Here is a 24,351-nt window from a genome sequence, read left to right as displayed (position 1 = left end):
GGCTCGCAAGGACTCCGGCCAAGCGCGAACGGACACTTGAGGCCCCACTGGCCGGGCCTCAAGTGTCCGTTCGCGCTGTTTGTCCGTTCGCGCTGTTCGCCGGGCCGGGGTCAGATCCGGGTTCAGGCCCGGCCCGCGGGGACCGCTCCGGTTGACTCGCGCACTACGAGCCGGCACGGAACCATTGTCTGGCCGGGGCTGCTGTGTCCGGCGGGTGCGCCGCCGTCGTCGTGATCTTCCGGCTCTTCCGGCTCCTCCGACAGTTCCCGGAGGAGCCCGGTCATGGCTGCGGCACCCATCTCCCGCAACGGGAGAGCCATCGTGGTAAGCGCGGGGACCATGGTGGCGGCGATGCGGAATTCGTCGTCGTATCCCATGATGGAGAGGTCCTGCGGGATGGCCAGGCCCAGGCGATTGGCCGCGAGCACCACGCCGATGGCCAGGCGGTCGTTCGCGCACATGATTGCGGTGGGGCGGTCCGGCGCCGCAACGCCGTCCAGGAGTTTCATGGCACCGTGGAACCCGGCATCGATGTCCCAGCCGGCCTCCAGGATACGGCCCGGCCGCACCGGCAAACCGGCCGCCTCGAAGGCGTCCCGGTGGCCCTGGATGCGGCGCGGCGCGGCGGGTCTGATGCTGTCACCGGCGAGGAATGCGATGTCCCGGTGGCCCAGCCCCAGAAGGTGCGTTGCCGCCTCGCGGCCGCCGCGGACCTCATCCGGAATGACGGCAGGAACGCCTGCCCCGGGACGGTCATCGAAGCAGTTGGCGAGCACCGACGGCACGCGCAGCATGTTGAGCGGAACGTGCAGGGGACGCAGGCCCACGGTGACGTACATCAGCCCGTCCACCTGGCGGTCCAGCAGCGTGGCCACCGCGCTTTCGTCACGGGCCTCGTCCAGCTCCGTATCCATCACCACGGTGACAAAGCCCTGGGACCTGGCCACGGCGTCCGCGCCGGCGATGATGTTGCCGTCGAACGGGCTGGTGACCACCTGGTCCGAGACGATCCCGATGATCCGCGACCGGCGGTTGCGCAGGCTCACGGCGATGGCGTTGGGCGTGTAGTTCAGCGTGGCCGCCGCTTCACGGATCCGGACCTGGCTTTCCTTGGCCACGTTCCCGTCGCCGTGCCCGTTCAGGACCAGCGATACCGCGCTGCGGGACACCCCGGCGAGCTTGGCGACGTCGAGTGCTGTGGCTTTGCGGTTCATGCTGGGTTTCCTCCCGCGGGCGGTATTTCCAGCAGTCTACCTAACGCGTGTGAGGTGCGCTCGGACCCGGGGTAGCGGCGTTCGGGAGACGCGGGATGCTGGCCGCCGCGACCAGCAGTGCCAGGGCCCCGAGACCGAACGGCAGGGCGGTGAGGGTGGCGATGCCGCCCACCAGCAGCGGCCCGCCGGCGTCGCCGAGTTCACGGCCGAGCTCCGCCGAACCCATGGTCCGGCCCATGCGCTCCGGCGGCGTGGTGTCGGCCAGATGCGCGAACCCGAGCGGCGTGGCCAGGCCGACGCCCGCGCCAATGGCCGCCGCGGCAATGAACAGCGTGACCGGACCCGGGGTGAGGGCGATGAGGGTGACGCCCGCGGCGGTAAGGAGGAGCCCCGCCGTCGTCCCTTTGTTGTCGCTGATGCGGTGCGCGTCGCGCAGCCTGCCGATCCAGGGCTGGGTGAGCACAGAGGCGATGGCCAGGACGGTGACCGCGGCGGTGCCGGCAACCGGGCCAAGGCCGTGCCGGGTGGCGAGGGCGGGGATGAACCCGATCGCCGCACCAAGCGCTCCCGTCGAGGCCGCCAGCACCAGCGTCGGCACGAGGAAGCGCCGCTCCGTGACCTGGCGGGCAAGGTCCAGAACGGTGTAGCGCTGCCGGGGGAGCGGCGGCAGGTGGGGAACGGACACCAGCACCCACACGGCGGTGCCCGCCGCCAGCACCGAGAGGGCCCCGAACAGCAGGGCAAACCCGCCCGCGAGGATCAGTCCGGCACCCAGCAGGGGGCCGATGACGTAGCCCAGGCTCTTCCAGGAACCGTACCGGCCGAAGTAGGTCCCGGCTTTCTTACCCGCCGCCAGCCGCGCAACCATCGCGGACGATGCCGGCGAGAAGGCCGAAGCCGCAGCGCCCTGCCCTAGCCGCGCCAGTCCAAGCATCAGGGGATCCGCCGCCCAGAGGCCGATCAGCGACAGCACCGCGAAGGCCAGGAGGCCGCCGACTATGACGGGTTTGGTTCCGATCCGGTCGCTCAGGGCGCCGAAGACCGGCTTGAGGAAGACCTCGGAAACGTCGTACAGGGCCAGCAGGATACCCAGGTTGAGCAGCGTCAGGCCGATGTTCTCGCTTTGCGCGCCCATGCCGGCGGCGATGCTGTGGGCGCCGAACGCTGTGACGAACCCGGCCGCGTACAGGGGGAGGGTTGACGCCCGGGCGTTGACCACCGGTGCCGGGGCGCTCACGCGTGCACTTCGAGACAGGGCGCCTGTTTTAGGTGAATCACACCGCAAAGCGTAACAACCGCCGATAAGGGTCGGATAGCTCGTCTGCACCCAGTGCCACTCAGATGAAAGTCGAGTACCGACTACTGATGCTTTCGGCCTCCACGTGCGAATAGCTTCGAGTGGGGGACTCACGGGACGTCCATCGGTATACCGCTTCTTGGGGCAGGAAGGACAGTCATGGCGCCGGACGACGGCAACGCCCTGCCCCTCCTGGATCCGGCAGTGCTGGACAGGCTGCGCACCGAGCTCGATGACGATGACGGCGTGTGGAAGGTGTTCGTGCAGAATTTCATCGAGCACCTGCCCCACCGGACCGAAAAGCTGCGGCTGACCCTTACCACCGGTGACCTGGCCGGCGCGATGGACGCGGTCCTGAGCCTCAAGACTTCCAGCCAGATGGTGGGCGCGGAACGCCTGGCCGGACTCGCCATGGACCTTGAACGGTCCCTTCGCGAAGAGAGCGTCGATGCTGAGCCTGCCAGGGTCCTGCCCCGGCTGGCAGCGGACCGCCTTCGGCAGATCATTCGCTGCGCCCGGCAGACCACCCATGTCGTGCAGAGATGCCTGCACGCCGCGTGAAGCCGGGTGCAGCCAACGCAGCAGAGACCAACGCGGACCTTTCCGCGCTTGTACAGTGAAGGGCATGCCCGCCGATGCCGCCCTGCTGCCTGCCGCCTTCCCCGCCCTGGACGAGCTGCTCGCCACTGCCCGCGTGGTGAGCCTGCCCATGCGGGTGAAGTTCCGCGGCATCATGGAGCGCGAAACGCTGCTGCTGCGCGGCCCGCACGGCTGGGGCGAGTTTTGCCCGTTCCCCGAATACGCCGACGCCGAGGCTTCCCGCTGGCTCGCCGCCAGCATCGAGGCCGGCTGGGCCGGCTTCCCGTCACCCGTCCGTTCGGTGATCCCCGTCAACGCCACCGTGCCCGCCGTTTCCGCGGACCGCGTGCCCGAGGTCTTGGCCCGCTTCGGCCGGGTGGATGCCGTCAAGATCAAGGTGGCCGAACGCGGGCAGACACTCGATGACGACGCCGCCCGGGTCGCCGCCGTCCGGGCCGCCCTGCCCGACGCCGCCATCCGCGTCGACGCCAACGGTGGCTGGGACGTGCCTACCGCCGTGGCGGCACTCACCCTGCTCGCCGCCGTCGGGCTTGAATACGCCGAGCAGCCGGTGCCCACCATCGAGGGGCTCGCCGAGGTGCGCCGCCGGCTGCGCGCCGCCGGAACGCCGGTGCTGATCGCGGCCGACGAAAGCGTGCGCAAGGAATCCGATCCGCTTAAGGTGGCGCGGGCTGGCGCGGCGGATCTGCTGGTTGTTAAGGTCGCGCCGCTCGGGGGAGTGCGGCGCGCGCTGGACATCGTGGCGCAGGCCGGGCTCCCCGCCGTCGTCAGTTCTGCGCTGGACACCTCCGTGGGGATCCGCGCCGGGCTGGCGTTGGCGGCTGCCCTGCCCGAGCTGCCGTACGCGTGCGGGCTGGGGACGGTGTCGCTGTTCGCCTCGGATATCACGCTGGATCCGTTAGTGGCCGACGACGGCGCCATCCGCCTCCGCGACGTGACCGCCGACGCCGGGCTGCTGGAGCGGTTTGCGGCTTCCGCCGAGCGTCGCGACTGGTGGCTGGCCCGACTCGGCCGCGTCCACGCCCTCCTGGCCCCCTGACGCTCTCTCACTTAACGTGGGCTTTTTACGAACGCTCTCGCACATCCCTGCAGGTCATCGCCGGTTCACCGGAACTTCACCCGGCGGACGGCTGGGCGTCGGAACCGGCTGACAGGGTGGCCGGGACCCGATCGTAAATTTGGAGGCACCCCTTGTCTGAAACGACAGCCCGCAAGTTCACCCTGCTGCCCATGCTCGGCCACACCAAGGGCAAGCGTAGCGCCGTCACCTGCGCCTTGAAGTGCGACAACGCCTGTTCCGGCGATGTCTGCAACACCAGCGCCAACAGCTATTTCCGCGACATCGCGTCCGCCAGCATGTCCCGCCGCGCCGCCCTGGGCTTCGGCGCCGCCGGTGCGCTCGCCGTCGTACTCGGCAGTGCCATTACCTCCGCGGAACCGGCCGTTGCCGGCGGTCCCGGACTGGCGCCCGCCGCCAAGGAGGGCTTCGCGAAGTCGAAGCTGAAGTTCACGCCGATCGCTCCGGTGGACGCCGCCGTCGACGCTTTCACGGTGCCGGAAGGCTTCACCTGGCAGCCCGTGATCCGCTGGGGTGACCCGATCTTCAACGGCACGCCGGACTTCGATCTGAACAACCAGACGGCCGCCGCGCAGGAGAAGCAGTTCGGCTACAACAACGACTACACGGACATCCTGGAGATCCCGAACAGCAAGGGCCGCCGTGCCGTGCTGTTCGCCAACCACGAATACACGAACGAGAACATCATGTTCCCGGCCACCATGCCTGCCGCCGACGTCCGCGCGGTGGGGGCCGCAGCGCACGGGCTGAGCGTCGTCGAGCTGGAGCGCAAGAACACCACCAAGCCGTGGACCTACGTCAAGGGCGCGCCGCTGAACCGCCGGTACCTGAACAATACGGTCTACGAACTGACCGGTCCGGCCGCGGGTTCCCCGCTGGTCCAGACCGCCGCGGACCCGAGCGGCCGCTTCATCAAGGGCACCCTGGGCAATTGCGCCGGCGGCACCACGCCGTGGGGCACCATCCTCTCCGGCGAGGAGAACTTCCAGGGCTACTTTGTCTCCCCGGGCACGTCCGTTTCTGACAAGCGGTACGGCCTCACTTCCAAATCCACGGCCCGTAAGTGGGAACTGGACGACCCTCGCTTCGACACCCGTAACGCCGGCTACGAGAACGAGGCAAACCGCTTCGGCTGGATCGTGGAAGTTGACCCGTTCGATCCCACGTCCACCCCGAAGAAGCACTCCTCGCTGGGCCGTTTTAAGCACGAAGGCGCCAACGTCATCATCGCCGAGTCGGGGCATGTTGTGGCGTACTCCGGCGACGACGAGCGCTTCGACTACCTGTACAAGTTCGTCTCCGCCGGGAAGTACCGAGAGGGCGACCGGGCGCACAACATGACGCTGCTCTCGGCGGGCAACCTCTACGTCGCCAAGTTCACGGGCAACTCACCGTTGGAGGAGATTACCGGAGCCGGCAACGTGCCCGCCGACGGTTCCTTCGACGGCACCGGCGAATGGCTGCCCCTGGTGGTGGACGGCGCCTCCGCCGTGCCGGGCATGACCGTGGAAGAGGTCCTGGTCTACACCCGTCTGGCTGCCGACAAGGTTGGTCCCACCAAGATGGACCGCGCCGAGGACGTCCAGCCCAGCCTGCACACCGGCAAGGTCTACGTGGCCTGCACCAACAACTCGGACCGCGGCAAAACCGGCAAGGAAGGCGCCACCGAGGTCAACCCGCGCAACCTGAACCGTGACGGCCACATCGTGGAAATCACTGAGACCGGCGACCAGACCTCCACAGGGTTCACCTGGAACCTGCTGATGGTCTGCGGCGATCCCGCCACCGGTGACGTGACCTACTTCTCCGGCTTCCCGGTGGACCAGGTCTCGCCGATCTCCTGCCCGGACAACCTCGCGTTCGACTCCGTTGGCAACCTGTGGATCTCCACGGACGGCGCCCCCTCCGGCATCGGCAAGGCCGACGGGCTGTTCAAGGTCACGCTCGACGGCGCCGAACGCGGCAAGGTGGAGCAGTTCCTGGCCGTGCCGCGTGACGCCGAAACCTGCGGCCCCATCATCCACGACGACGAGCGCACCGTCTTCGTCTCCGTGCAGCACCCCGGCGAGGACGGCACGTTCGAGGAGCAGTTCTCCTTCTTCCCGGACTACGTTGCAGAAGGCACGACGCCGGCCCGCGGCCAGGTGCGTGCCCCGCGTCCGTCAGTGGTCCAGGTGTTCCGCGGCTGAGCCCGATCCCCTCCCGTTGCTCTATCACTTTTGGTCCCTTTGCCGGCCTTGTAGGGACTGTAAGTGATAGAGCAACGGGTGGGAGACGGGAGTCCCGGGTCATGCAGGCTTCCGCAGGATGGCAAACTGGTTCGGTGACTTCCCTGAACTCCCTCGCCGCCGCGCGGATCGCCGTCGACGCTCTGATCGACGGCGGTGTCCAGTTCGTGGTGGTCTCGCCCGGATCGCGCTCCGCCCCCATGGCCTACGCCCTGGCGGAGGCAGAAACGGCCGGCCGCGTGGACCTCCTGGTCCGGATCGACGAACGTTCCGCCGGCTTTACGGCCCTGGGCCTGGCCCTGTCCACCGGCTCCCCGGCGGCCGTCCTCACCACCTCAGGCACCGCCGTCGGGAATCTTATGCCCGCCGTGATGGAGGCCAACCACGCGGCCGTCCCGCTGGTAGTGGTGTCCGCGGACCGGCCCGAGGAACTGCAGGGGACCGGCGCCAACCAGACCACCATCCAGCTGGATCTGTTCGGCGAGCACGTGCGCTTCGCCGCCGACGTCCCGGCCGGCAGCAGCCCGCAGCGCGCCGTGGAAACGGCACTCGCCGCGGCGACGGGTGCGTTTTCCGAGTTCGCGCCAGGGCCCGTCCAGCTGAACCTGGCGTTCCGCGACCCGCTGGTCCCAGCACCGGAAGAGGAACTTGCGACGGCGGCCGGGCACTCCAGGTTCCGGATCGGCACCGACCCGCTCACCATGAACCTCCCGCCCGCGCCGGCCTCGCTGGAGGAACGGCGCACCGTGGTGCTGGCAGGGCACGACGCCGGGCCCGTCGCCGAGGCGTTCGCCCGCGCCCACGGCCTGCCGCTGCTCGCGGAGCCGTCCTCCAACGCCCGGTTCGGCCCCAACGCCGTGGGCCCGTACCGGCTGCTGCTGGAACACTTCGGACCGTCCGCGGCACAGCCCATCGAACGGGTGGTGATGTTCGGCCGGCCCACCTTATCTCGCCCGGTAGCTGCGTTGCTGGAGCGGGCCGACGTGCCGTCCGCGCTGTACCAGCCTGTCCCTGTGGCTTGGTACCAGCCGGGCCGACGCACGGAACTTCCGCTGGAGAACCTGGCCGACCTCGCGGATTTCGCCGGCCGCGGCCCGTCCGACTGGCTCGATACCTGGCTGCTGGCCGGGGCCGGAGCGCAGCACGCGCTCGACGGCGTCTTGGCCGCCGAGCCCGCCGCCACCGGACCGTCGGTGGGCGCCCAGGTCTGGCGGCACGCCCGCGGCCAGTTGATGCTGGGCTCCTCCAACGGCATCCGCGACGTTGACCTTGCCGGCCTGCCCGCCGCAGAGCCTGCCGCGACCGTCTACGCCAACCGCGGCCTCGCCGGGATCGACGGCACCATCTCCACCGCCACCGGTGTTGCCCTCGGCGGCCGCCAGGACACCACGCTGCTGTTGGGTGACGTCACCTTCCTGCACGACGCCGGCGGCCTGCTCCTCGGTTCGGGCGAATCCGAACCCGGGCTGCGGATCGTCGTGCTGAACGACGCCGGCGGTGCCATCTTTGATCTGCTGGAGCACGGGGCCGTGCGTGAATCCGGACGCTACTCCGACGCCGTCGAACGGCTCTTCGGCACCCCCCACACCGTGGACATCGCGGCGCTCGCCGCAGCGTACGGCGTCGGGCATTGCGCGGTAAGTACGACGGCGGGACTCGCCGAGGCGCTCGCGGCACCGCTGAAGGGCCGCAGCATCATCGAGGTCCGCACAGACCGGGTTGGCCTCCGCGCCCTGCACGCCCGCATCAAGGCCGCCGTGGCCGCCGCTGTTGAGGGAGTCCTCGCGCGGTAGTTCCGGACGCGCAAGATAGGCCGTGACGCGCAGATGCCCTGTCGCTACCCGTATTTGGGTAGCGACAGGGCATCTGCGGGTCAGCACGTAATCCGCGCGTCGAAAAGGCTGCTCGTCGGGAAGGGAGGTCCTACTCTTCGATCTCGATGTGCGTCGGGTCCAGGACGCGGCGCAGGAACTCCTTGGTGCGGGCCTGGGTGGGTGCGGAAATGACCTGCTCGGCCACGCCCTCCTCCACCACCACGCCGCCGTCCATGAATACCACGCGGTCTGCCACCTCGCGGGCAAAGCCCATTTCGTGGGTTACCACCAGCATGGTCATGCCCTCCTTGGCCAGGTTCCTCATGACGGAGAGGACATCGCCTACGGTCTCGGGGTCCAGCGCGGATGTTGGCTCGTCAAAGAGCATCAGTTCGGGGTCCATGCTCAGCGCCCGGGCAATGGCCACGCGCTGCTGCTGGCCGCCGGAAAGCTGGTCCGGGAAACGGTCGGACAGGTGCCCCAAACCGACGCGCTCAAGGTTGTGCTGGGCCACCTTGTCGGCTTCTTCCTGGGAACGCTTCAGGACCTTCGTCTGGGCGATGGTGCAGTTCCGCTTGGCGTCAAGGTGCGGGAACAGGTTGAACTGCTGGAACACCATGCCCACTGTGCGGCGCATCTTATCGATGTCCACGTCAGGGTGGGTCGCTTCGAAGCCGCCCACGTGGATGGCACCCTCGTTGGGCTGCTCGAGGAGGTTGACGCAGCGCAGGAGGGTGGACTTGCCGGAGCCGGACGGACCGATCAGGCACACCACTTCGCCGGGCGCCACGTCCAGGCTGATGCCCTTGAGGACCTCGTTGCTGCCGTAGGACTTGCGGAGGTCCTTGATGGAAACCCCGGCCGCATTGATGGTGCCGGTGTTGCCGGCGGAGGAATTTACGACGTCGTTCATGGCTTCCCTGCCTATCGCTTGGTCCGCGCGGAGCGGCTTTCGAACTTCCGGGCCAGGAGGCTCAGCGGGATGGTGATGACCAGGTAAAAGGCGCCGGCCACAAGGAGCGGCGTCAGGCCTGCGCCGAGGCTGGAAATGCCGTCGCGGCCGAACTTGGTGAGATCGTACTGCGAGGCAGTGAGGCCCAGGACGTAGATCAGCGAGGAGTCCTTGGTGAGCAGGATGACCTCGTTGGTCAGTGGGGGGAGCACAATTTTGAACGCCTGCGGAATCACGATGGACACCATGGCCCGCCACTGCGGCATGCCCAGCGAACGTGCGGCTTCAAGCTGTCCCTTAGGCACAGCCTGCAGGCCGGCGCGGAGGGTTTCGGCGATATATGCCGAGGCCACCATGCCCAGCGAAATCATGACGATCAGGGTGACGTTCCACTGAACCCCAAAAGCAAGCGGGACACCGTAGCCGAAGGCGATGAACACCAGCAGCGCCGGCACACCGCGGAAGAATTCGATGTAGCCCGTGGCGATCCAGCGGTACAGCGGAAAGCTGGAGAGCTTCATCAGGGCCAGTAGGAGGCCGCCGGACAGGCCCACCACGAAGCCGAGGAACGTGTAGATCAGGGTGTTCTTGAGGCCCACCAGGAAGATGTCCGGGAACATCGGGCCGATCTTGCCGAAGTTGAAGACGCTGTTGCCGACGGTCTTCCAATCGGTGGCCAGGACCAGCGCGGCCACGGCCACAACGAAGATGCCGATCTGGACGTACAGGCTCACTCTGGCCCGTTGACGTGCTGTCATTGCCATGGGGTGCTCACATTCATTTGCGTGGCTGGGGCCCCGGACGGACTGCGGTGCAGTTAGTCAGGGGCCCCAGCGGCGTAGTTCTCAGGGCTGCGTCAGGCTCCCTAGCTGGAGCCGAAGCGCTGGCTACTTGGCGACCTCGCCGAACCATGTGGTTTGGAACTTCTTCAGGGTGCCGTCGTCGGTCAGACGCTTCAGGGTTCCGTTGACCTTTTCGGCCATGGCGGTGTTGCCCTTCTTGATGGAGATGCCAAGCTTCTCGCCGGTGGCGTAGTCATCCACGCGCTCGTACCTGGGGTCATCCTTGATGGCGTAGGCCAGGATTGACTGGTTGCCGAGGGCGGCGTCGATGGTGCCGGCCTGGAGGGCCTGGACCAGGAGGCCGCTGTCCTCGAACTGCTGGGCGTCGATGCCTTTTTCCGCCGCGTACTTTGCGCCCGTTGTGGCCTGCTGGACGCCGACCTTTTTGCCCTTGGCGCTGTTGATGTCCTTGATCCCGGATGCGGTGGTGGCCACGAGGGTGAGGTCGTCATCCATGTACGGGGTGGAGAAGTCCATTACGGACTTGCGGACGTCAGTGATGGAAACCGAGGAGATGGAGAGGTCGCAGCCGGTGAGGGCGGTTCCGGTTTCGATGGCCTCGAAGGAGCTGTCCACGATGCTGAGTTCCGCGCCGAGGTCCTTGGCTACTTCATTGGCGATGTCGATGTCGAAGCCAACGATCTTGCCGTCCTTCTGGAATTCGAACGGCTCGTAGGGGACGTCGGAGCAAACGGTGAGCTTCCCGGCGTTAATCAGCTGGATGCCACCCTCGGACGCGGCCGGGGTGGTGCTGCCGCCGCACGCAGTGAGGGTGAGAGCGCCGACGGCCAGGATTACTGCTGCCTTGGCGGCGATCTTGGCCTGGGCCAGGGACTTGAGCTGCATATTTTTTACCTTTTGTTGCAGGGGTATGCGGTACTAAATCGGTTCATAGTGTAGCGCCGAATGAGAGATGTGCATCACATGAAACTTAGTTTTACTATTTGATAACTAAATCACAACCAAAATCAAGACCCGGGAGGCGACCCATGTCTGGAATTCCGGACACGGTGCGCAGCTAGGCAGCAGCAGATGTCGTTCTGGGTGATGAAAACGACATCTGCTGCTACCTAGTTGGTAATCCCCAGCGACTCCAGCATCGGACGGAACTTTGCCCACGTCTCCGCCAACTCGGCCTCTGGCTGAGAGCCATCCACAATGCCGCAGCCGGCATATAACCGCACGGTATGGGGATCCTCAATCACGGCGCCACGCAGCGCGATGCCCCATTCGCCATTGCCGGCAGCGTCGAGCCAGCCCACCGGACCCGCATACGGGCCGCGGTCCAGGTGTTCCAGCTTCCGGACCAGGGCGCCGGCCACCAGCGTGGGCGTGCCGCAAACCGCAGCGGTGGGGTGCAGCGCGTTGATCAGCGCCAGGCACGTGGGCACGTGGCCCTCCACCTCGGCGAGCTCCGCCTTTACATCAGATGCCAGGTGCCACACGTTCGGCAGCTCCAAAATGAAAGGTTCGTCGTGAGCGTTCATGGCCTCGGAAAACGGCGCAAGCTGCGACGTCAACGACTGGATTGCGATCTCGTGCTCATGCCGCTGCTTCTCGGACCCGGCCAGCACGCGCTCGGCATACTCCATCGGAATACCGGCTTCGCCGTGCGCATCGCGACGGTCCAGCGTCCCGGCCAGCACGCGCGCCTGGGCAGTGCGGCCCTCCACCTGGATCAGCATCTCCGGGGTGGCGCCCACCAGCCCGTCCACGCCATAGGTCCAGCATTCGCGGTATCGCACGGCCAGTTCGCGCAGCACCTGAGCGGCATTCACGCCCGAGGGCACCGTGGCCACGATGTCCCGTGCCAGCACCAGTTTCTCCAGCGCGCCGGTCCGGATCTCCGCCACACCCGCGGCGACGGCGGCCATCCAGTCTTCCTCGCTGAGCGAGCCGGTGTGCAGGGTGGCCCCGTGGGCGGAAGGCAAAGGACGCCCGACGGAGCCGTCCTCCTTCGAAGTTAGGTCGCCGGATGTGCCGTCTCCGGCAGCGCCTGACTCACCAACGGCGCCGGCCTCACCAACGGCGCCGGTCTCACCAACGCTGCCACCACTCAGCCAGCCGTCCAGCGCGGCGAGGGCTCCCGCTTCGGTGAGTTCGCCGTCGTCGAATGTTAACTGGGTGAGCCAGTACTGGCCGTCCCGGACGCCCACTACGATCTCGGGCACGATCAGCCGCGATACATGGGTGGACTTCTTGGAGAATGCGAAGGAGCCGAACGCCACCGGGCCGGTGCCGGGCAGCTCCACGGAGTCTGTGATGTCCGCTTCGAGGACTTGGTGGCGCCACCAGATGTCGGCCTCGAGGAAACGCTCAGGGCCGGTGGCTGTGAAGCGGGCGATCTCGCCGAAGCCCACCAGTCCGGCTTCGCGGCGGGTCCAGCAGAGGACGTCGTCCCGGACCAGGAACTGCGGCAGTCCGCCGTCAGATGCGTTGCCATCCAGGGGGACTGTGAGGGTGCGGAACGTGCTCGTCATGATGAGACAACATTACTCCCGCGTATGCGTGCGGCCGTGTTGGGCCGTGCCGGTGCCTTGCTTCGGACCGCCGTACGGGCTCGCCGAAAGACCTTCTCAAGTTTGTCTGAGACAATTGCATGGTGAACCGAGCATCCTTGGAAAAGCGTCCGGACGAAGTAGCCACGATGTTTGACGACGTCGCACCTAAGTACGACGTCGTCAACGATGTCCTCTCCATGGGGCAGACCCGCCGTTGGCGCAGGATCGTGGTGGACGCCATGGACATGAAGATCGGCCAGCTGGTCCTGGACCTGGCCGCTGGAACCGGCACCTCCAGCGAGCCATATGCCGATGCAGGCATAGACGTCATCGCCTGCGATTTCTCCCTCGGCATGCTCAAAGTCGGCAAGCGCCGCCGCCCGGACATCGACTTCATTGCCGGTGACGCCACCAACCTGCCCTTCGCGGACAACAGCTTCGACGCCTGCACCATCTCGTTCGGGCTGCGCAACGTCAACGAGCCCAAGAAGGCGCTGGCCGAGATGCTCCGCGTCACCAAGCCCGGCGGCAAGCTGGTCATTGCCGAATTCTCGGCGCCGGTGGTTCCGCTGTGGCGCACCATGTATACCGAATACCTCATGCGTGCCCTGCCGGCCATCGCCGTCAAGGTGGCCTCCAACCCGGACGCCTACGTATACCTCGCCGAATCCATCCGCGCCTGGCCGGACCAGGACCACCTGGCCGCCTGGCTGCAGGAATCCGGCTGGGAAAAGGTCACGTATCGCAACCTGACTGGCGGGATCGTGGCCGTACACCGTGCCACCAAACCGCTGGAATCCACGCCGGAGGGTGCCGCGGAAGCCATCGCCGCGCACAAGGGCCCTGTGGCCAGGCTTCGCCGCAACATCGTCCGCTGAACGGCATGAATGTTCTCATTGTCGGCGCGGGGCCAGCCGGTTCAACCGCCGCGTACTACCTTGCCAAGGCCGGCATCAACGTGACCGTCCTGGAAAAAACCAGCTTCCCGCGCGAGAAGGTCTGCGGCGACGGCCTCACCCCGCGGGCGGTCCGCGAAATCCAGAAGCTGGGCTTGCCGCACCCCGAAGCGGACGGCTGGCGCCGGAACAAGGGCCTCCGCCTCATTGCCGGCGGCCGCACCATCGAACTGCCCTGGCCCGAGGTGTCCGACTTCCCGCAGTACGGCCTGATCCGCACGCGCCTGGGCTTCGACGAGGAACTGGCCCGCCACGCCCAGGCTGCCGGCGCCCGAATCCTCGAGCGGCACAGCGTCACCGAAGCACTGCGGTCTGAAGACGGCCGCGTGACCGGTGTCCGCGCAGCGCGCCTGGACGAGTCCGGGCGCAAGACGGGTCAGACGCGCGACTTCAGCGCCGACGTCGTACTCGCCGCAGACGGCAACTCCACCCGAACCGCCGTGTCACTAGGCATTCACAAGCGCGACGACCGCCCCCTCGGCGTCGCCGTCCGCACGTACTTCACGTCACCCCGGCACGATGACGACTGGATGGAAGGCTGGCTGGAACTCCCCGGCCGCGGCGGAAAACTGCTCCCCGGTTACGGCTGGGTGTTCGGCGTGGGCGACGGAACCTCCAACGTGGGCCTCGGCATCCTGAATTCGTCCCGAGAATTCGGCAAGCTCGACTACAAGCAGGTCCTGCGTGAATGGACTGGCGCCATGCCCGCAGAGTGGGGCTTCACCCCGGACAACCAGGTGGGCGAAATCCGCGGCGCCGCGCTGCCCATGGGCTTCAACCGCACCCCGCACTACTCGCCCGGCCTCCTGCTGCTGGGCGACGCCGGGGGCATGGTCTCGCCATTCAACGGCGAGGGCATCTCCTACGCGATGGAATCGGCACGGTTTGCGGCGGAGTTCATCATTGACGCGTCCGCTCGCTCCTCTGCTGCAGGGGCAACCTACGACGCCGACGCGCACCTGGCGGGGTACGCGGACTATGTGCGGGGCCAGTGGGGATCGCACTTCACGCTGGGCCGGGCATTTGCCGCGCTAATCGGAAAACCCGCCGTCATGAAGCTCGCGCTGCGGACGGGGATGCCCATTCCCGTGCTGATGCGCTTTGTGGTGCGGCTGCTCGCAAACCTGACCGACCCGGCCGCGAAAGGCTTCGAGGACAGGGCCATCCGCGTCCTGGAGTCACTGGTTCCGGCCACATCCAATACAGCGTCGGCCTCGAATCAGCGGTATCCGCAACAAAAAGTTAGGGTTAACCAGTGACTAACTCCGCAGACCACAGCTGGACGCACGCCGGGCACGGCCTGCCGGACTCCGAACCCAGCCTCAATACCACCGCCATTGCCACGGGATTGCAGCTGCCCGCCGGCTTTGCGGCCATCGCGGAGGACGCCGAACTGGGCCCCGCCATCACCAATAACCTGGCCCGCGTGGAGAAGAAGCTCCGCGAGGCCATTGCCAACTCAGACCCGCTGGCTGATGCAACGTCGCGTCACCTCGTGGAGGCCGGCGGCAAGCGCATTAGGCCGCTGCTGACGCTGCTGTGCGCCCACCTTGGCGACGCCTCACTGCCTGCCGTAGTGCAGGCGGCCGTGGTGGTGGAGCTGACCCACCTGGCAACGCTGTACCACGACGACGTCATGGACTCGGCCCCGTTCCGCCGCGGCGCCCCCACGGCCCACGAGGTCTGGGGAAACTCCGTGGCAGTCCTCACCGGCGACCTCATCTTTGCCCGCGCCTCCATCCTGGTGTCCGAGCTGGGCTCACGCGCTCTGGGAATCCAGGCCCGGACGTTCGAACGCCTGTGCCTGGGCCAGCTGCACGAAACGGTAGGCCCGCGCCCGGACGAGGATCCCGTGGAGCATTACCTGTCCGTCATCGCAGACAAGACCGGTTCCCTCGTTGCCGCCTCCGGCCAGCTCGGTGCCATCTTCGCCGGTGCCGACGAGGCCTACGAGGAGCTCCTGGTGGAATACGGTGAAAAGGTGGGTGTGGCCTTCCAGTTGGCGGACGACGTTATTGACGTCACCGGCGTCAAGGTGAAGTCCGGCAAGTCACCGGGCACGGACCTTCGCGAAGGTGTGCCCACCCTGCCTGTCCTGTTCCTGCGGCGCGATGCCGCGGCCGGTGACCAGTCCGCCGTCGACCTTTTGAAGCTCATTGATGGGGACCTGACCTCCGATGCTGCCCTGGCTGCCGCCGTTGCCGGGCTGCGCGAGCACCCCGTGACAGCCGAGTCCTGGGTGATCGCCCGCCGCTGGGCCGACGAAGCCATTGCCGCGCTGGCGCCGCTTCCCGAAGGTGTTGTGAAGTCTTCGCTGGCCAACTTCGCCCTGGCTGTGGTGGACCGCGCGAGCTGATTCCCTTGTTGTACAGCGGGGCCTCGGCGGGGTTGAACCTGGCCGGGGCCCTCGCTGTTTGCTTGGCAAACTTCGTTAAATGCAATAGCCCCGGTTCTCAGCAACGAAACGAATCACACGTTGCGCCGAACCGGGGCTATATCTCCGTTCGCATCAGACCCGCCGGAGGCGTTTAGCGGATCCGTGAACAGTGTATGACAGATTTGTCACAGGACGCAATCCTGCTGTTACTGCGCGCGTCACAGGCTTTTCTGCTTGCGGCCCTGCTGGATTTCCCCACGTTTGCCTGGAGATGCCGCTGGCAGCCCGGTGAGTCCTGCCGCCACGCCGGCACGGGCGCCCAAACCAGGGGAGACTCAGCGGCCTGGTTTTGCACATGGCTGATTTGGATACTGCCGGCGGGGGCAATGGTCGGCTCTGCTGGGAGCATGGACGTCACTTCTTACCTCAAGTACGCCGGCTCCGTCGCCAGGACAGCGACATTGCGCAAGGCCGGATTCTCGGATCGGAACATCCGCGTGGCCATTGGCGCAGGCCAGATGCGGCGGCTCCGGCACGGAGTGGTGGCACTGCCGGGTGCCGCTCCCGATCTCGTGGGTGCGGTCCTGGCCAACGGTCTGCTCAGTTGCGGCTCGGCCAGCACACACCACCGGCTGTGGCGGCTGCACCAACCCACGGCCCTTCACCTGCTCTGCCGGCACGGGGCCGCCAAGGATGTTGTGGTTCATCGTGAGACTGTGGTGCCCCAGGATGTGCCCTGGCCCGTGGCCGGCCTGACTGATGTGCTGCTTCATGGCCTGCGGTGTTTACCAGAGGTGGAGGCTGCCATCATGGTGGAGAGCGCGCTGCTGCAAGGCAGGACCACCCTGGATTATCTGCGCGGACACCTGCCGGGTAACCGAAACGGAGCCGCCCGCAGGGTCCTGGACCTGGTGGATGGCACGGCCGGTTCGCCCATCGAAGTGGTGGCCCGGCTCCTTTTCCGCAGTGAGGGCATGTTCGTCCAGACCCAGGTGGACCTGCCCGGGATCGGAATCGTGGACTTCCTATTGGAGGGCTTCCTCATTGTGGAGCTCGACGGCGAAACGCATCTCCAGCCCAGACAGGTCAAGAAGGACCGGCTACGCAACAATGCGAGCACCCTGGATGGCTACGCTGTGCTCAGATACGGCTACGCGCAGGTGGTCTACAACCCGCAGAAGGTCGTGGACGAGGTGTGGCAGGTCCTACGCGGCCGCGTAGTGCGCTGAGATTCCCCTGCTTCGCTTCGAGAACCCGCCGACACTCCGGCAGATCGAGGAGGCTCGCCGGGCGGACCAGCCAAACCTGGGGAATTCCAGCGGCGGACAGGCGCCGAAAGAGGGCCGCGCGGGGAGGAGCCTAGTTTTCTTCCTCGTCGTTGAAGGCCCACTCGAACATGTCGAAGACGAATTCGGAGAACGTGCCTTCTTCGCTCTTCCACTGGCCGCGGGCGTTGTTGCGGCGGTACACGATGGGGTCCGGGATGCCGAGGTCGCCAACGCGGAAGCCCCAGGTGAACTGTTCTTCCTCATCCTCGAGGAACATCAGGAAGCCTTCGTCATCCACTTCCAGCTCTTCGGGATCCCAGAAGTAGTGGTACGCCTCCATAATGTCCTCGCAGCCGCCCACCGCCAGGTAGAACTCGCGGAGGACCAGGGGAACCTGGAACTGGTGTTCGGCGAGGGCCGCGTCCAGTTCGTCCGCAGGCAGGCCGTCTTCTTCCTGCCATTCGTCCTCGAGATGGGTCGGAACAAGCGCGCGGAACTTCTCGAGGAACATGTCAGTCATGCTCATATCCTAGCTAACTGCGGCCCGCTCCCGAGCCGCTGCCAGCCCCATCAGCCCCGCCTCCGCCGGAGCCCCGCCGGTGTAAGCCACGTACAGCGAGCGGGACATACCAGGACCGGCGCCAGGCAACCACGCGGAAAGCGAACACCACGGCCGCCACCGCGCACGCCGTCAATGCGTTGAAGGCCCCTGTTACCCAGAGCAGCGCGGTCAAAGCCGCCCCACTGAAGGCCGGCAGCGCGTAAAGGTCCCGGGGGTTGAACAGCTGCGGCACCTCGTTGGCGGTGATGTCCCGCAGCAGGCCGCCGCCCACCGCCGTGGTCACGCCGAGCAGCACGGCAGCCACCGGATTCATCCCCAGCACCAGGGCCTTCAGCGTTCCGCTGATGCAGAACAGGGCCAGCCCGCCGGCGTCGAACAGCACCAGCAGCGAGGTGTACCGCTGCACGCTGGAGTACAGGAAATACACCAGGACAGTGGCCAGGACCGGGGGAACCAGATACGCGGGGTTGGTGAAGGCTGCCGGCGTGGTGTTGAGGATGATGTCGCGGATGACGCCGCCGCCGAGGGAAACCAGAGACGCCAGCAGCAGCGACCCCACCAGGTCGAACTGCTTCCGCGCCGCCAAGAGGGACCCGGAAACGGCGAAGAAGAAGACGCCGGCCAGGTCAAGCCATACAAGGTCGATGCCGAACGGCAATGTGTCGAACGGCAATATCATGAGGGCGTCCCGGCGGTTTCATGGTGGGCGGACAGGGCGGCTCCAACGTTACGCTAGCCCCTATGAACAACCCGATCATGATCGCCTGCGCCCATGGGACATCCAGCACGCAGGGTGCCGCGGAGGTTAACGCGCTGCGCGCTGACATCGCCGCCTTACGCCCTGGCCTGGACGTGCGGGAAGCCTACGTGGACGTCCAGCAGCCGGACCTCGTGGACGTGGTGGCGGGCCTCCCCGAAGAACAACAGGCCGTCGTTGTGCCGCTGCTACTGAGCGTGGGCTACCACGTCAAGGTGGACATCGCCCGGGCCGTGAAAAGCCGTCCGGGCAGCCTGGCTGCAGCCCCGCTCGGCCCGGACCCGCGGCTCGCGGCCCTGCTGGACCAGCGCCTCCGCGAGGCCGGCGTCACGGACCGCGACGCGATCGTCCTCGCCGCCGCCGGGTCCTCCAATCCCAACGCCGCTGTCAGCGTGGAAGAGCTCGCCGACCAGCTCAGGGCGCTGCGGCGCAACCGGATTCTGCCCGCGTATGGTGCCTCTGCCCAGCCGTCGGTGCTCGACGCCGTCGCCATCCTGCGCCAGGAACTGGCCGGAGGTGCCGGGGCGGGGGAGTCCGCTGGGGCCGTGGACGACGGCGGCCGCGTGGTGATTGCCTCCTACCTCCTCGCGCCGGGGTTCTTCCACGACCAGCTGGCCAAAGCCGGTGCCGACCTCGTGACGGAACCACTGCTGCCCTCGCCGGTGCTAGCCGAGATCGCGCTGGAACGGTTCGACGCCGCCGTCGTACACGGTCAACAGGCGCCCGCACGGGAACCGTAACGAAGCACAGCGGGCGGGCTTCTTCAAGGCTCTCCGGCGGTTCGTGACGAATTGTTTCCCTAGGTGACCTCGCGTTTCCGGGCCTTTGTGACGCACTTAGGCGGGCCCCTACAGTCGATGCATGACTGATACAGCTCTAGCCGGAGCGTCCGTGGACCCCGCCGCCGCCAAGCGCCCCGCGCGCGCCTCCCGCCCCGCTGCAAAGCCGCACGGGCAGTGGAAAGTGGACGGCAAAACCCCGCTGAACGCCAACGAAACCTGGAAACAGGAAGACGACGGCCTCAACGTGCGCGAGCGTATCGAGACCATCTACTCCAAGGACGGCTTCGACGCCATCCCCAGCCAGGACCTCCACGGCCGCTTCCGCTGGTGGGGCCTGTACACCCAGCGCAAGCCCGGGATCGACGGCGGCAAGACCGCCACGCTCGAGCCGCACGAGCTGGAAGACAAGTACTTCATGCTCCGGGTCAGGATCGACGGCGGTGCGCTCACCACCGAGCAACTGCGCGTCATCGGCCAGATTTCGGTTGATTTCGGCCGGGACTCCGCCGACCTCACGGACCGCCAGAACATCCAGCTGCACTGGATCCGCGTGGAGGACATCCCCGAGATCTGGAAACGGCTTGAGGGTGTTGGCCTGTCCACCACCGAGGCCTGCGGCGACGTGCCCCGTGTCATCCTGGGCTCGCCTGTGGCCGGCATCGCCAAGGACGAGATCATCGACCCCACGCCGCTCATCGCGGAACTGGGCGAGCGCTTCATCGGCAACCCGCTGCTGTCCAACCTGCCGCGTAAGTACAAAACCGCCATCACCGGCCACCCCAGCCAGGACGTGGTCCACGAGATCAACGACTTCGCACTTGTGGGCGTCCGACACCCGGAACTGGGCGTTGGTTACGATCTCTGGGCCGGCGGCGCGCTGTCCACCAACCCGATGCTCGGCAAGCGCCTGGGCGCCTTCGTGAAGCCCGAGGAAGCCGCCGAAGTCTGGCTCGGCGTCACCAGCATCTTCCGCGACTACGGCTACCGCCGCATGCGCACCAAGGCCCGCCTGAAGTTCCTGATGGCCGACTGGGGACCGGCGAAATTCCGCCAGATCCTCGAGGACGAATACCTCGGCTACAAGCTGGCCGACGGTCCCGCCGCGCCCAAGCCAACCACCCCGGGCGACCACATCGGTGTGCACGAGCAGAAGGACGGCAAGTTCTTCATTGGCGCCACCCCGCTGGCCGGCCGCCTGTCCGGTGCGCAGCTGGTCAAGCTCGCGGACACCCTCGAGGCCCGCGGCTCCTACCGCCTGCGCACCACCCCGCACCAGAAGCTTGTGGTCCTCGACGTTGCCCAGGACCACGTGGAACCGCTGGTTGCCGAGCTGGACGCCCTAGGCCTCTCCGCCCGCCCGTCCGTGTTCCGCCGCGGCACCATCGCCTGCACCGGCATCGAGTACTGCAAGCTGGCCATCGTGGAAACCAAGGTCACGGCCGCCACCGCGGTCGCTGACCTGGAACGCCGCCTGGCGGACCTCGCGGAGTCCGGCGAACTGCCGCACGCACTGTCCCTGCACATCAACGGCTGCCCCAACTCCTGCGCCCGCATCCAGACCGCGGACATCGGCCTGAAGGGCATGATGCTTCCCACGCCCGACGGCGACCCCTCCCCGGGTTTCCAGGTCCACCTGGGCGGCGGGCTGGCTTCCAACAGCCGCGAAGAGGCAGGTTTGGGACGCACCGTCCGCGGCCTGAAGGTGTACGTCGAGGACCTGCCGGACTACGTGGAACGCGTGGTGCGCACCTTCGTGGCCAAGCGTTCCGAAGGCCAGACGTTCGCCGAATGGGCCCACGCAGCTGACGAGGAGGCCCTCCAGTGACCAGGCACGCACTGGGAGTTGACGGGGCGGCATCGCCTGCCACGCTCCGCACCCATGACGAGCTCAAGGTCATCGCTGAGTCCGGCGCTGCCGAGCTCGGCTGGGACGCCCCCGCCCGCGACGTGATCGCCTGGGTGGAGCGCAACTTCGACCTGTCCTCCGTTGCAGTCGCGTGCTCCATGGCCGACGCCGTCCTGCCAGCCCTGGTAGCAGACCAGCTGCCCGGCGTCGACGTCCTGTTCCTGGAAACCGGCTACCACTTCCCGGAAACCTACGCCACACGTGATGAGGTGGCCGCGAACCTCCGCGTCAACGTGGTGGACGTGTTGCCTGAGAACACTGTGGAACAGCAGGACCGGCTCCTGGGCAAGGATCTCTTTGCCCGCGACGCCGCCCAGTGCTGCGCCCTCCGCAAGGTGGCCCCGCTGCGCCGCACCCTGGCCGGCTACGAACTCTGGTTCACCGGCGTCCGCCGCGACGAAGCCCCCACCCGGACCAACACCCCGCTGGTGACCTGGGATGAGGTCAACGGCCTGGTCAAGGTCAACCCGGTGGCCGCGTGGACGTTCGACCAGCTGGTCCAGTACTCCGATGACAACCTCCTGCCCGTCAACCCGCTGCTTTCCCAGGGTTACCCCTCCATTGGCTGCCAGCCCTGCACCCGCAAGGTGGCGCCCGGAGACGACCCCCGCGCCGGCCGCTGGGCAGGCACCGACAAGACAGAATGCGGACTACACGTATGAGCACCCTTAACGACACTTTGGTTTCGACAAGCCCGGTTTCGACAGGCTCAACCACCGAGCCGGTGACTGACGCTGCCGTATCCACGCGCCTCTCCAGCCTGGACGCCCTCGAGTCTGAAGCGATCCACATCATCCGCGAAGTAGTGGCCGAGTTCGAGAAGCCCGCGCTGCTCTTCTCCGGCGGCAAGGACTCCGTGGTGATGCTGCACCTGGCCACCAAGGCATTCTGGCCGGGCAAGGTCCCCTTCCCTGTGCTGCACGTGGACACCGGGCACAACTTCCCCGAGGTCATCGACTTCCGCGACCGGACGGTAGAGCGGCTGGGACTTAAGCTCGTCGTCGGGAGCGTCCAGGAGTTCATCGACCGCGGCGAACTGGCCGAGCGTGCCGACGGCACCCGCAACCCGCTGCAGACCGTCCCGCTGCTGGACGCCATCCAGCAGAACAAGTTCGACGCCGTCTTCGGCGGCGGCCGCCGTGACGAGGACAAGGCCCGCGCCAAGGAGCGCATTCTGAGCCTCCGTGACGAGTTCGGCCAGTGGGACCCGCGCAACCAGCGCCCCGAGCTGTGGAACCTCTACAACGGCCGCCACACCGTGGGCCAGCACGTCCGTGCGTTCCCCATCAGCAACTGGACCGAGCTGGACATCTGGCGCTACATCGAACGCGAGAACATCGAGCTTCCGGGCCTGTACTACGCCCATGACCGCGAAGTGTTTGCCCGCGACGGCATGTGGCGTGCGGTGGGCGAGGTTTCCCAGCCGCTGCCGCATGAGGAAGTCATCGTCAAAACCGTCCGCTACCGCACCGTGGGCGACATGTCCTGCACCGGTGCCGTTGAGTCGGACGCGGCCACCGTGAGCGACGTCGTGATCGAAGTTGCCGCCTCCACCATCACCGAACGTGGCGCCACCCGTGCAGATGACCGCATCTCCGAGGCCGCCATGGAAGACCGCAAGAAGGATGGTTACTTCTAAATGAGCACGATTTCGACAGGCTCAATCACCGAGGCAGCCCTGCCCACCACGCTGTTCCGGTTCGCCACCGCCGGATCGGTCGACGACGGGAAGTCCACTCTTGTGGGCCGCCTCCTGCACGACTCCAAGGCAATTCTTGCTGACACGCTCGACGCCGTCGCCCGGACCTCCTCCGACCGCGGCTTTGGTGGCGAGAAGGGCGGGATCGACCTGGCCCTCCTGACGGACGGCCTGCGCGCCGAGCGGGAGCAGGGCATCACCATCGACGTGGCCTACCGCTACTTCGCCACGGACCAGCGCAGCTTCATCCTGGCCGACTGCCCCGGGCACGTCCAGTACACCAAAAACACGGTGACCGGCGCGTCCACGGCGGATGCCGTCGTCGTACTCATTGACGCCCGCAAGGGTGTCCTGGAGCAGACGCGCCGGCACCTTTCCGTGCTGCAGCTGCTGCGCGTGGCGCACGTGATTGTGGCCGTGAACAAGATCGACCTGGTGGACTTCAGCGAGTCCGTGTTCCGCGAAATCCAGGCCGACGTGCAGCAGGTGGCCCGCGAACTGGGCATCGGCTCCGCCGAGCTGGGCAGCGCGGACCACATCGATGACCTGCTGGTGATTCCGGTGTCCGCCCTCGACGGCGACAACGTGGTGGACCGTTCCGAACGCACCCCCTGGTACGACGGCCCGGCCCTCCTCGAGGTCCTCGAAACGTTGCCGGCCGCGGACGAGATCGACACGCAGCTGGAGAGCTTCCGCTTCCCCGTGCAGCTGGTCATCCGGCCGCAGGGTGCGCTGGCTCCCGATGCCGTTGCCGGTGGCCTGGACGTTGAAGCCTTCCGTGACTATCGCGCATACGCCGGCCAGATCACCGAGGGTTCCGTGAAGGTGGGGGATTCGGTGTCAGTGCTCACGCCCGGCCAGGCTCCCCGCACCACCACCGTGACCGGCATCGATTTCGCCGGCGAGTCCCTGCAGGAAGCGTTCGCCCCGCAGTCTGTGGCGATCCGCCTGGCGGAGGAATTCGACGTCGCCCGCGGTGACACTATTGCCGCCGCCGGGACCTTCCCGGAGGCCACCGCCGACCTGTACGCCGCGCTGTGCTGGCTCTCGCCGAAGCCGCTGCGGGAAGGTGCCAAGGTGCTGGTGAAGCACGGCACGCGCACCGTCCAGGCGCTGGTCCGCAGCGTCAGTGGCAAGCTCGACCTGGCCACCTTCAAGCTCGAGGGCGCGTCCAGCCTGGAGCTGAACGACATCGGCCACGCGCAGCTGAGGCTCTCGGCGCCGCTGCCGCTGGAGAACTACCTGCACCACCGCCGGACCGGCGCGTTCCTGGTGATCGACCCGCTGGACGGCAACACGCTGGCCGCGGGCCTGGTCAAGGACCACCCCGGGGACCATGAGGACGAGCGCTACTCGATCTGATCCGCTCAGCTTGAGCTGCCCTGCCCCGCATAGACGTTGCTGCCCAGCACCGGTTATGCGGGGCAGAGCCGTTTAGGGCCGCCCAGGATCTGTCCGCGGCGGTGTCTGGGCTGGGACAGAATCAGGCCCGGAATGTGACGCTGCATGAACCCGCGT

At 67.0% G+C, this 24,351-nt stretch carries 21 protein-coding genes; 13 read left to right on the top strand and 8 right to left on the bottom strand.

Translation table 11 applies throughout. From position 1 onward, the window contains the following. Nucleotides 1-122 precede the first annotated feature (122 nt). Both QK290_RS05145 and QK290_RS05140 read right to left on the bottom strand, forming a co-directional pair. Nucleotides 123-1,214: a LacI family DNA-binding transcriptional regulator gene (locus QK290_RS05145; RefSeq protein ID WP_282329606.1), complete on the bottom strand. Its 1,092-nt coding sequence runs from the start codon at nt 1,212-1,214 to the stop codon at nt 123-125. 40 nt (nt 1,215-1,254) lie between these two features. After that, nucleotides 1,255-2,451: an MFS transporter gene (locus QK290_RS05140; protein ID WP_282329605.1), complete on the bottom strand. Its 1,197-nt coding sequence runs from the start codon at nt 2,449-2,451 to the stop codon at nt 1,255-1,257. A gap of 219 nt (nt 2,452-2,670) precedes the next feature. On the opposite strand from QK290_RS05140, the gene QK290_RS05135 reads away from it, so the two are divergent. From QK290_RS05135 to menD, 4 genes are all read left to right on the top strand, one after another. Then, complete coding sequence (locus QK290_RS05135) at nt 2,671-3,072, top strand: Hpt domain-containing protein (protein ID WP_282329604.1); 402 nt, start codon at nt 2,671-2,673, stop codon at nt 3,070-3,072. A gap of 64 nt (nt 3,073-3,136) precedes the next feature. Beyond that, complete coding sequence (locus QK290_RS05130) at nt 3,137-4,150, top strand: o-succinylbenzoate synthase (RefSeq protein ID WP_282329603.1); 1,014 nt, start codon at nt 3,137-3,139, stop codon at nt 4,148-4,150. A 152-nt stretch (nt 4,151-4,302) separates the two neighbouring features. Next, entirely contained in the window at nt 4,303-6,378 is a 2,076-nt protein-coding gene (locus QK290_RS05125) for a PhoX family phosphatase (protein WP_282329602.1), read from the top strand. A 134-nt stretch (nt 6,379-6,512) separates the two neighbouring features. Next, nucleotides 6,513-8,210, top strand: a complete 1,698-nt coding sequence (gene menD / locus QK290_RS05120; RefSeq protein ID WP_282329601.1) for a 2-succinyl-5-enolpyruvyl-6-hydroxy-3-cyclohexene-1-carboxylic-acid synthase — start codon at nt 6,513-6,515, stop codon at nt 8,208-8,210. A 130-nt stretch (nt 8,211-8,340) separates the two neighbouring features. Here the strand turns inward: menD and QK290_RS05115 are convergent, their stop codons facing one another. The 4 genes from QK290_RS05115 to QK290_RS05100 form a co-directional block, all read right to left on the bottom strand. Further along, the gene (locus QK290_RS05115) at nt 8,341-9,144 is read right to left on the bottom strand and encodes an amino acid ABC transporter ATP-binding protein (protein ID WP_282329600.1); all 804 of its coding nucleotides are present in this window, start codon (nt 9,142-9,144) and stop codon (nt 8,341-8,343) included. A gap of 11 nt (nt 9,145-9,155) precedes the next feature. After that, nucleotides 9,156-9,947 carry an amino acid ABC transporter permease gene (locus QK290_RS05110; protein WP_282329599.1) on the bottom strand — a complete coding sequence of 264 codons (792 nt, stop codon included), beginning with the start codon at nt 9,945-9,947 and terminating at the stop codon, nt 9,156-9,158. 123 nt (nt 9,948-10,070) lie between these two features. Beyond that, nucleotides 10,071-10,871, bottom strand: coding sequence for an ABC transporter substrate-binding protein (locus QK290_RS05105; protein ID WP_282329598.1), 801 nt, complete (start codon nt 10,869-10,871; stop codon nt 10,071-10,073). A 224-nt stretch (nt 10,872-11,095) separates the two neighbouring features. After that, complete coding sequence (locus tag QK290_RS05100) at nt 11,096-12,505, bottom strand: isochorismate synthase (protein ID WP_282329597.1); 1,410 nt, start codon at nt 12,503-12,505, stop codon at nt 11,096-11,098. A 122-nt stretch (nt 12,506-12,627) separates the two neighbouring features. On the opposite strand from QK290_RS05100, the gene QK290_RS05095 reads away from it, so the two are divergent. The 4 genes from QK290_RS05095 (at nt 12,628) to QK290_RS05080 (ending at nt 17,088) form a co-directional block, all read left to right on the top strand. Beyond that, entirely contained in the window at nt 12,628-13,404 is a 777-nt protein-coding gene (locus QK290_RS05095) for a demethylmenaquinone methyltransferase (RefSeq protein WP_282329596.1), read from the top strand. Between the two features lie 5 nt (nt 13,405-13,409). Then, entirely contained in the window at nt 13,410-14,741 is a 1,332-nt protein-coding gene (locus QK290_RS05090) for a geranylgeranyl reductase family protein (protein WP_282329595.1), read from the top strand. After that, nucleotides 14,738-15,838, top strand: coding sequence for a polyprenyl synthetase family protein (locus QK290_RS05085; RefSeq protein WP_282329594.1), 1,101 nt, complete (start codon nt 14,738-14,740; stop codon nt 15,836-15,838). Before QK290_RS05090 ends, QK290_RS05085 begins: the two co-directional genes overlap by 4 nt. 428 nt (nt 15,839-16,266) lie before the next feature. Next, a complete protein-coding gene (locus QK290_RS05080; protein ID WP_282329593.1) occupies nt 16,267-17,088 on the top strand; it encodes a DUF559 domain-containing protein in 822 nt (273 codons plus the stop codon). Between the two features lie 130 nt (nt 17,089-17,218). Here the strand turns inward: QK290_RS05080 and QK290_RS05075 are convergent, their stop codons facing one another. Both QK290_RS05075 and QK290_RS05070 read right to left on the bottom strand, forming a co-directional pair. Next, complete coding sequence (locus tag QK290_RS05075; RefSeq protein WP_282329592.1) at nt 17,219-17,647, bottom strand: hypothetical protein; 429 nt, start codon at nt 17,645-17,647, stop codon at nt 17,219-17,221. A gap of 13 nt (nt 17,648-17,660) precedes the next feature. Then, a complete protein-coding gene (locus QK290_RS05070) occupies nt 17,661-18,368 on the bottom strand; it encodes a TRIC cation channel family protein (protein ID WP_282329591.1) in 708 nt (235 codons plus the stop codon). 62 nt (nt 18,369-18,430) lie between these two features. Between QK290_RS05070 and QK290_RS05065 the strand changes: the two genes are divergently transcribed. From QK290_RS05065 to QK290_RS05045, 5 genes are all read left to right on the top strand, one after another. After that, nucleotides 18,431-19,186, top strand: coding sequence for a CbiX/SirB N-terminal domain-containing protein (locus QK290_RS05065; RefSeq protein WP_282329590.1), 756 nt, complete (start codon nt 18,431-18,433; stop codon nt 19,184-19,186). A 121-nt stretch (nt 19,187-19,307) separates the two neighbouring features. Then, nucleotides 19,308-21,053: a nitrite/sulfite reductase gene (locus QK290_RS05060; RefSeq protein ID WP_282329589.1), complete on the top strand. Its 1,746-nt coding sequence runs from the start codon at nt 19,308-19,310 to the stop codon at nt 21,051-21,053. Then, nucleotides 21,050-21,796 (top strand): phosphoadenylyl-sulfate reductase, encoded by a 747-nt coding sequence (locus tag QK290_RS05055; protein WP_282329588.1) that lies wholly within the window; start codon nt 21,050-21,052, stop codon nt 21,794-21,796. Before QK290_RS05060 ends, QK290_RS05055 begins: the two co-directional genes overlap by 4 nt. After that, nucleotides 21,793-22,773: a sulfate adenylyltransferase subunit CysD gene (cysD, locus tag QK290_RS05050; RefSeq protein ID WP_282329587.1), complete on the top strand. Its 981-nt coding sequence runs from the start codon at nt 21,793-21,795 to the stop codon at nt 22,771-22,773. The genes QK290_RS05055 and cysD overlap by 4 nt, the downstream gene beginning before the upstream one ends. Next, nucleotides 22,774-24,195, top strand: a complete 1,422-nt coding sequence (locus QK290_RS05045) for a GTP-binding protein (protein WP_282329586.1) — start codon at nt 22,774-22,776, stop codon at nt 24,193-24,195. Nucleotides 24,196-24,351 lie beyond the last annotated feature (156 nt).

The sequence above is a fragment of the Pseudarthrobacter sp. AL07 genome, from assembly GCF_029960665.1.
Classification (GTDB): Bacteria; Actinomycetota; Actinomycetes; order Actinomycetales; family Micrococcaceae; genus Arthrobacter.
Note: the sequence above shows the minus strand (reverse complement) of the source record. Positions and strands in the feature narration are given on the sequence as shown.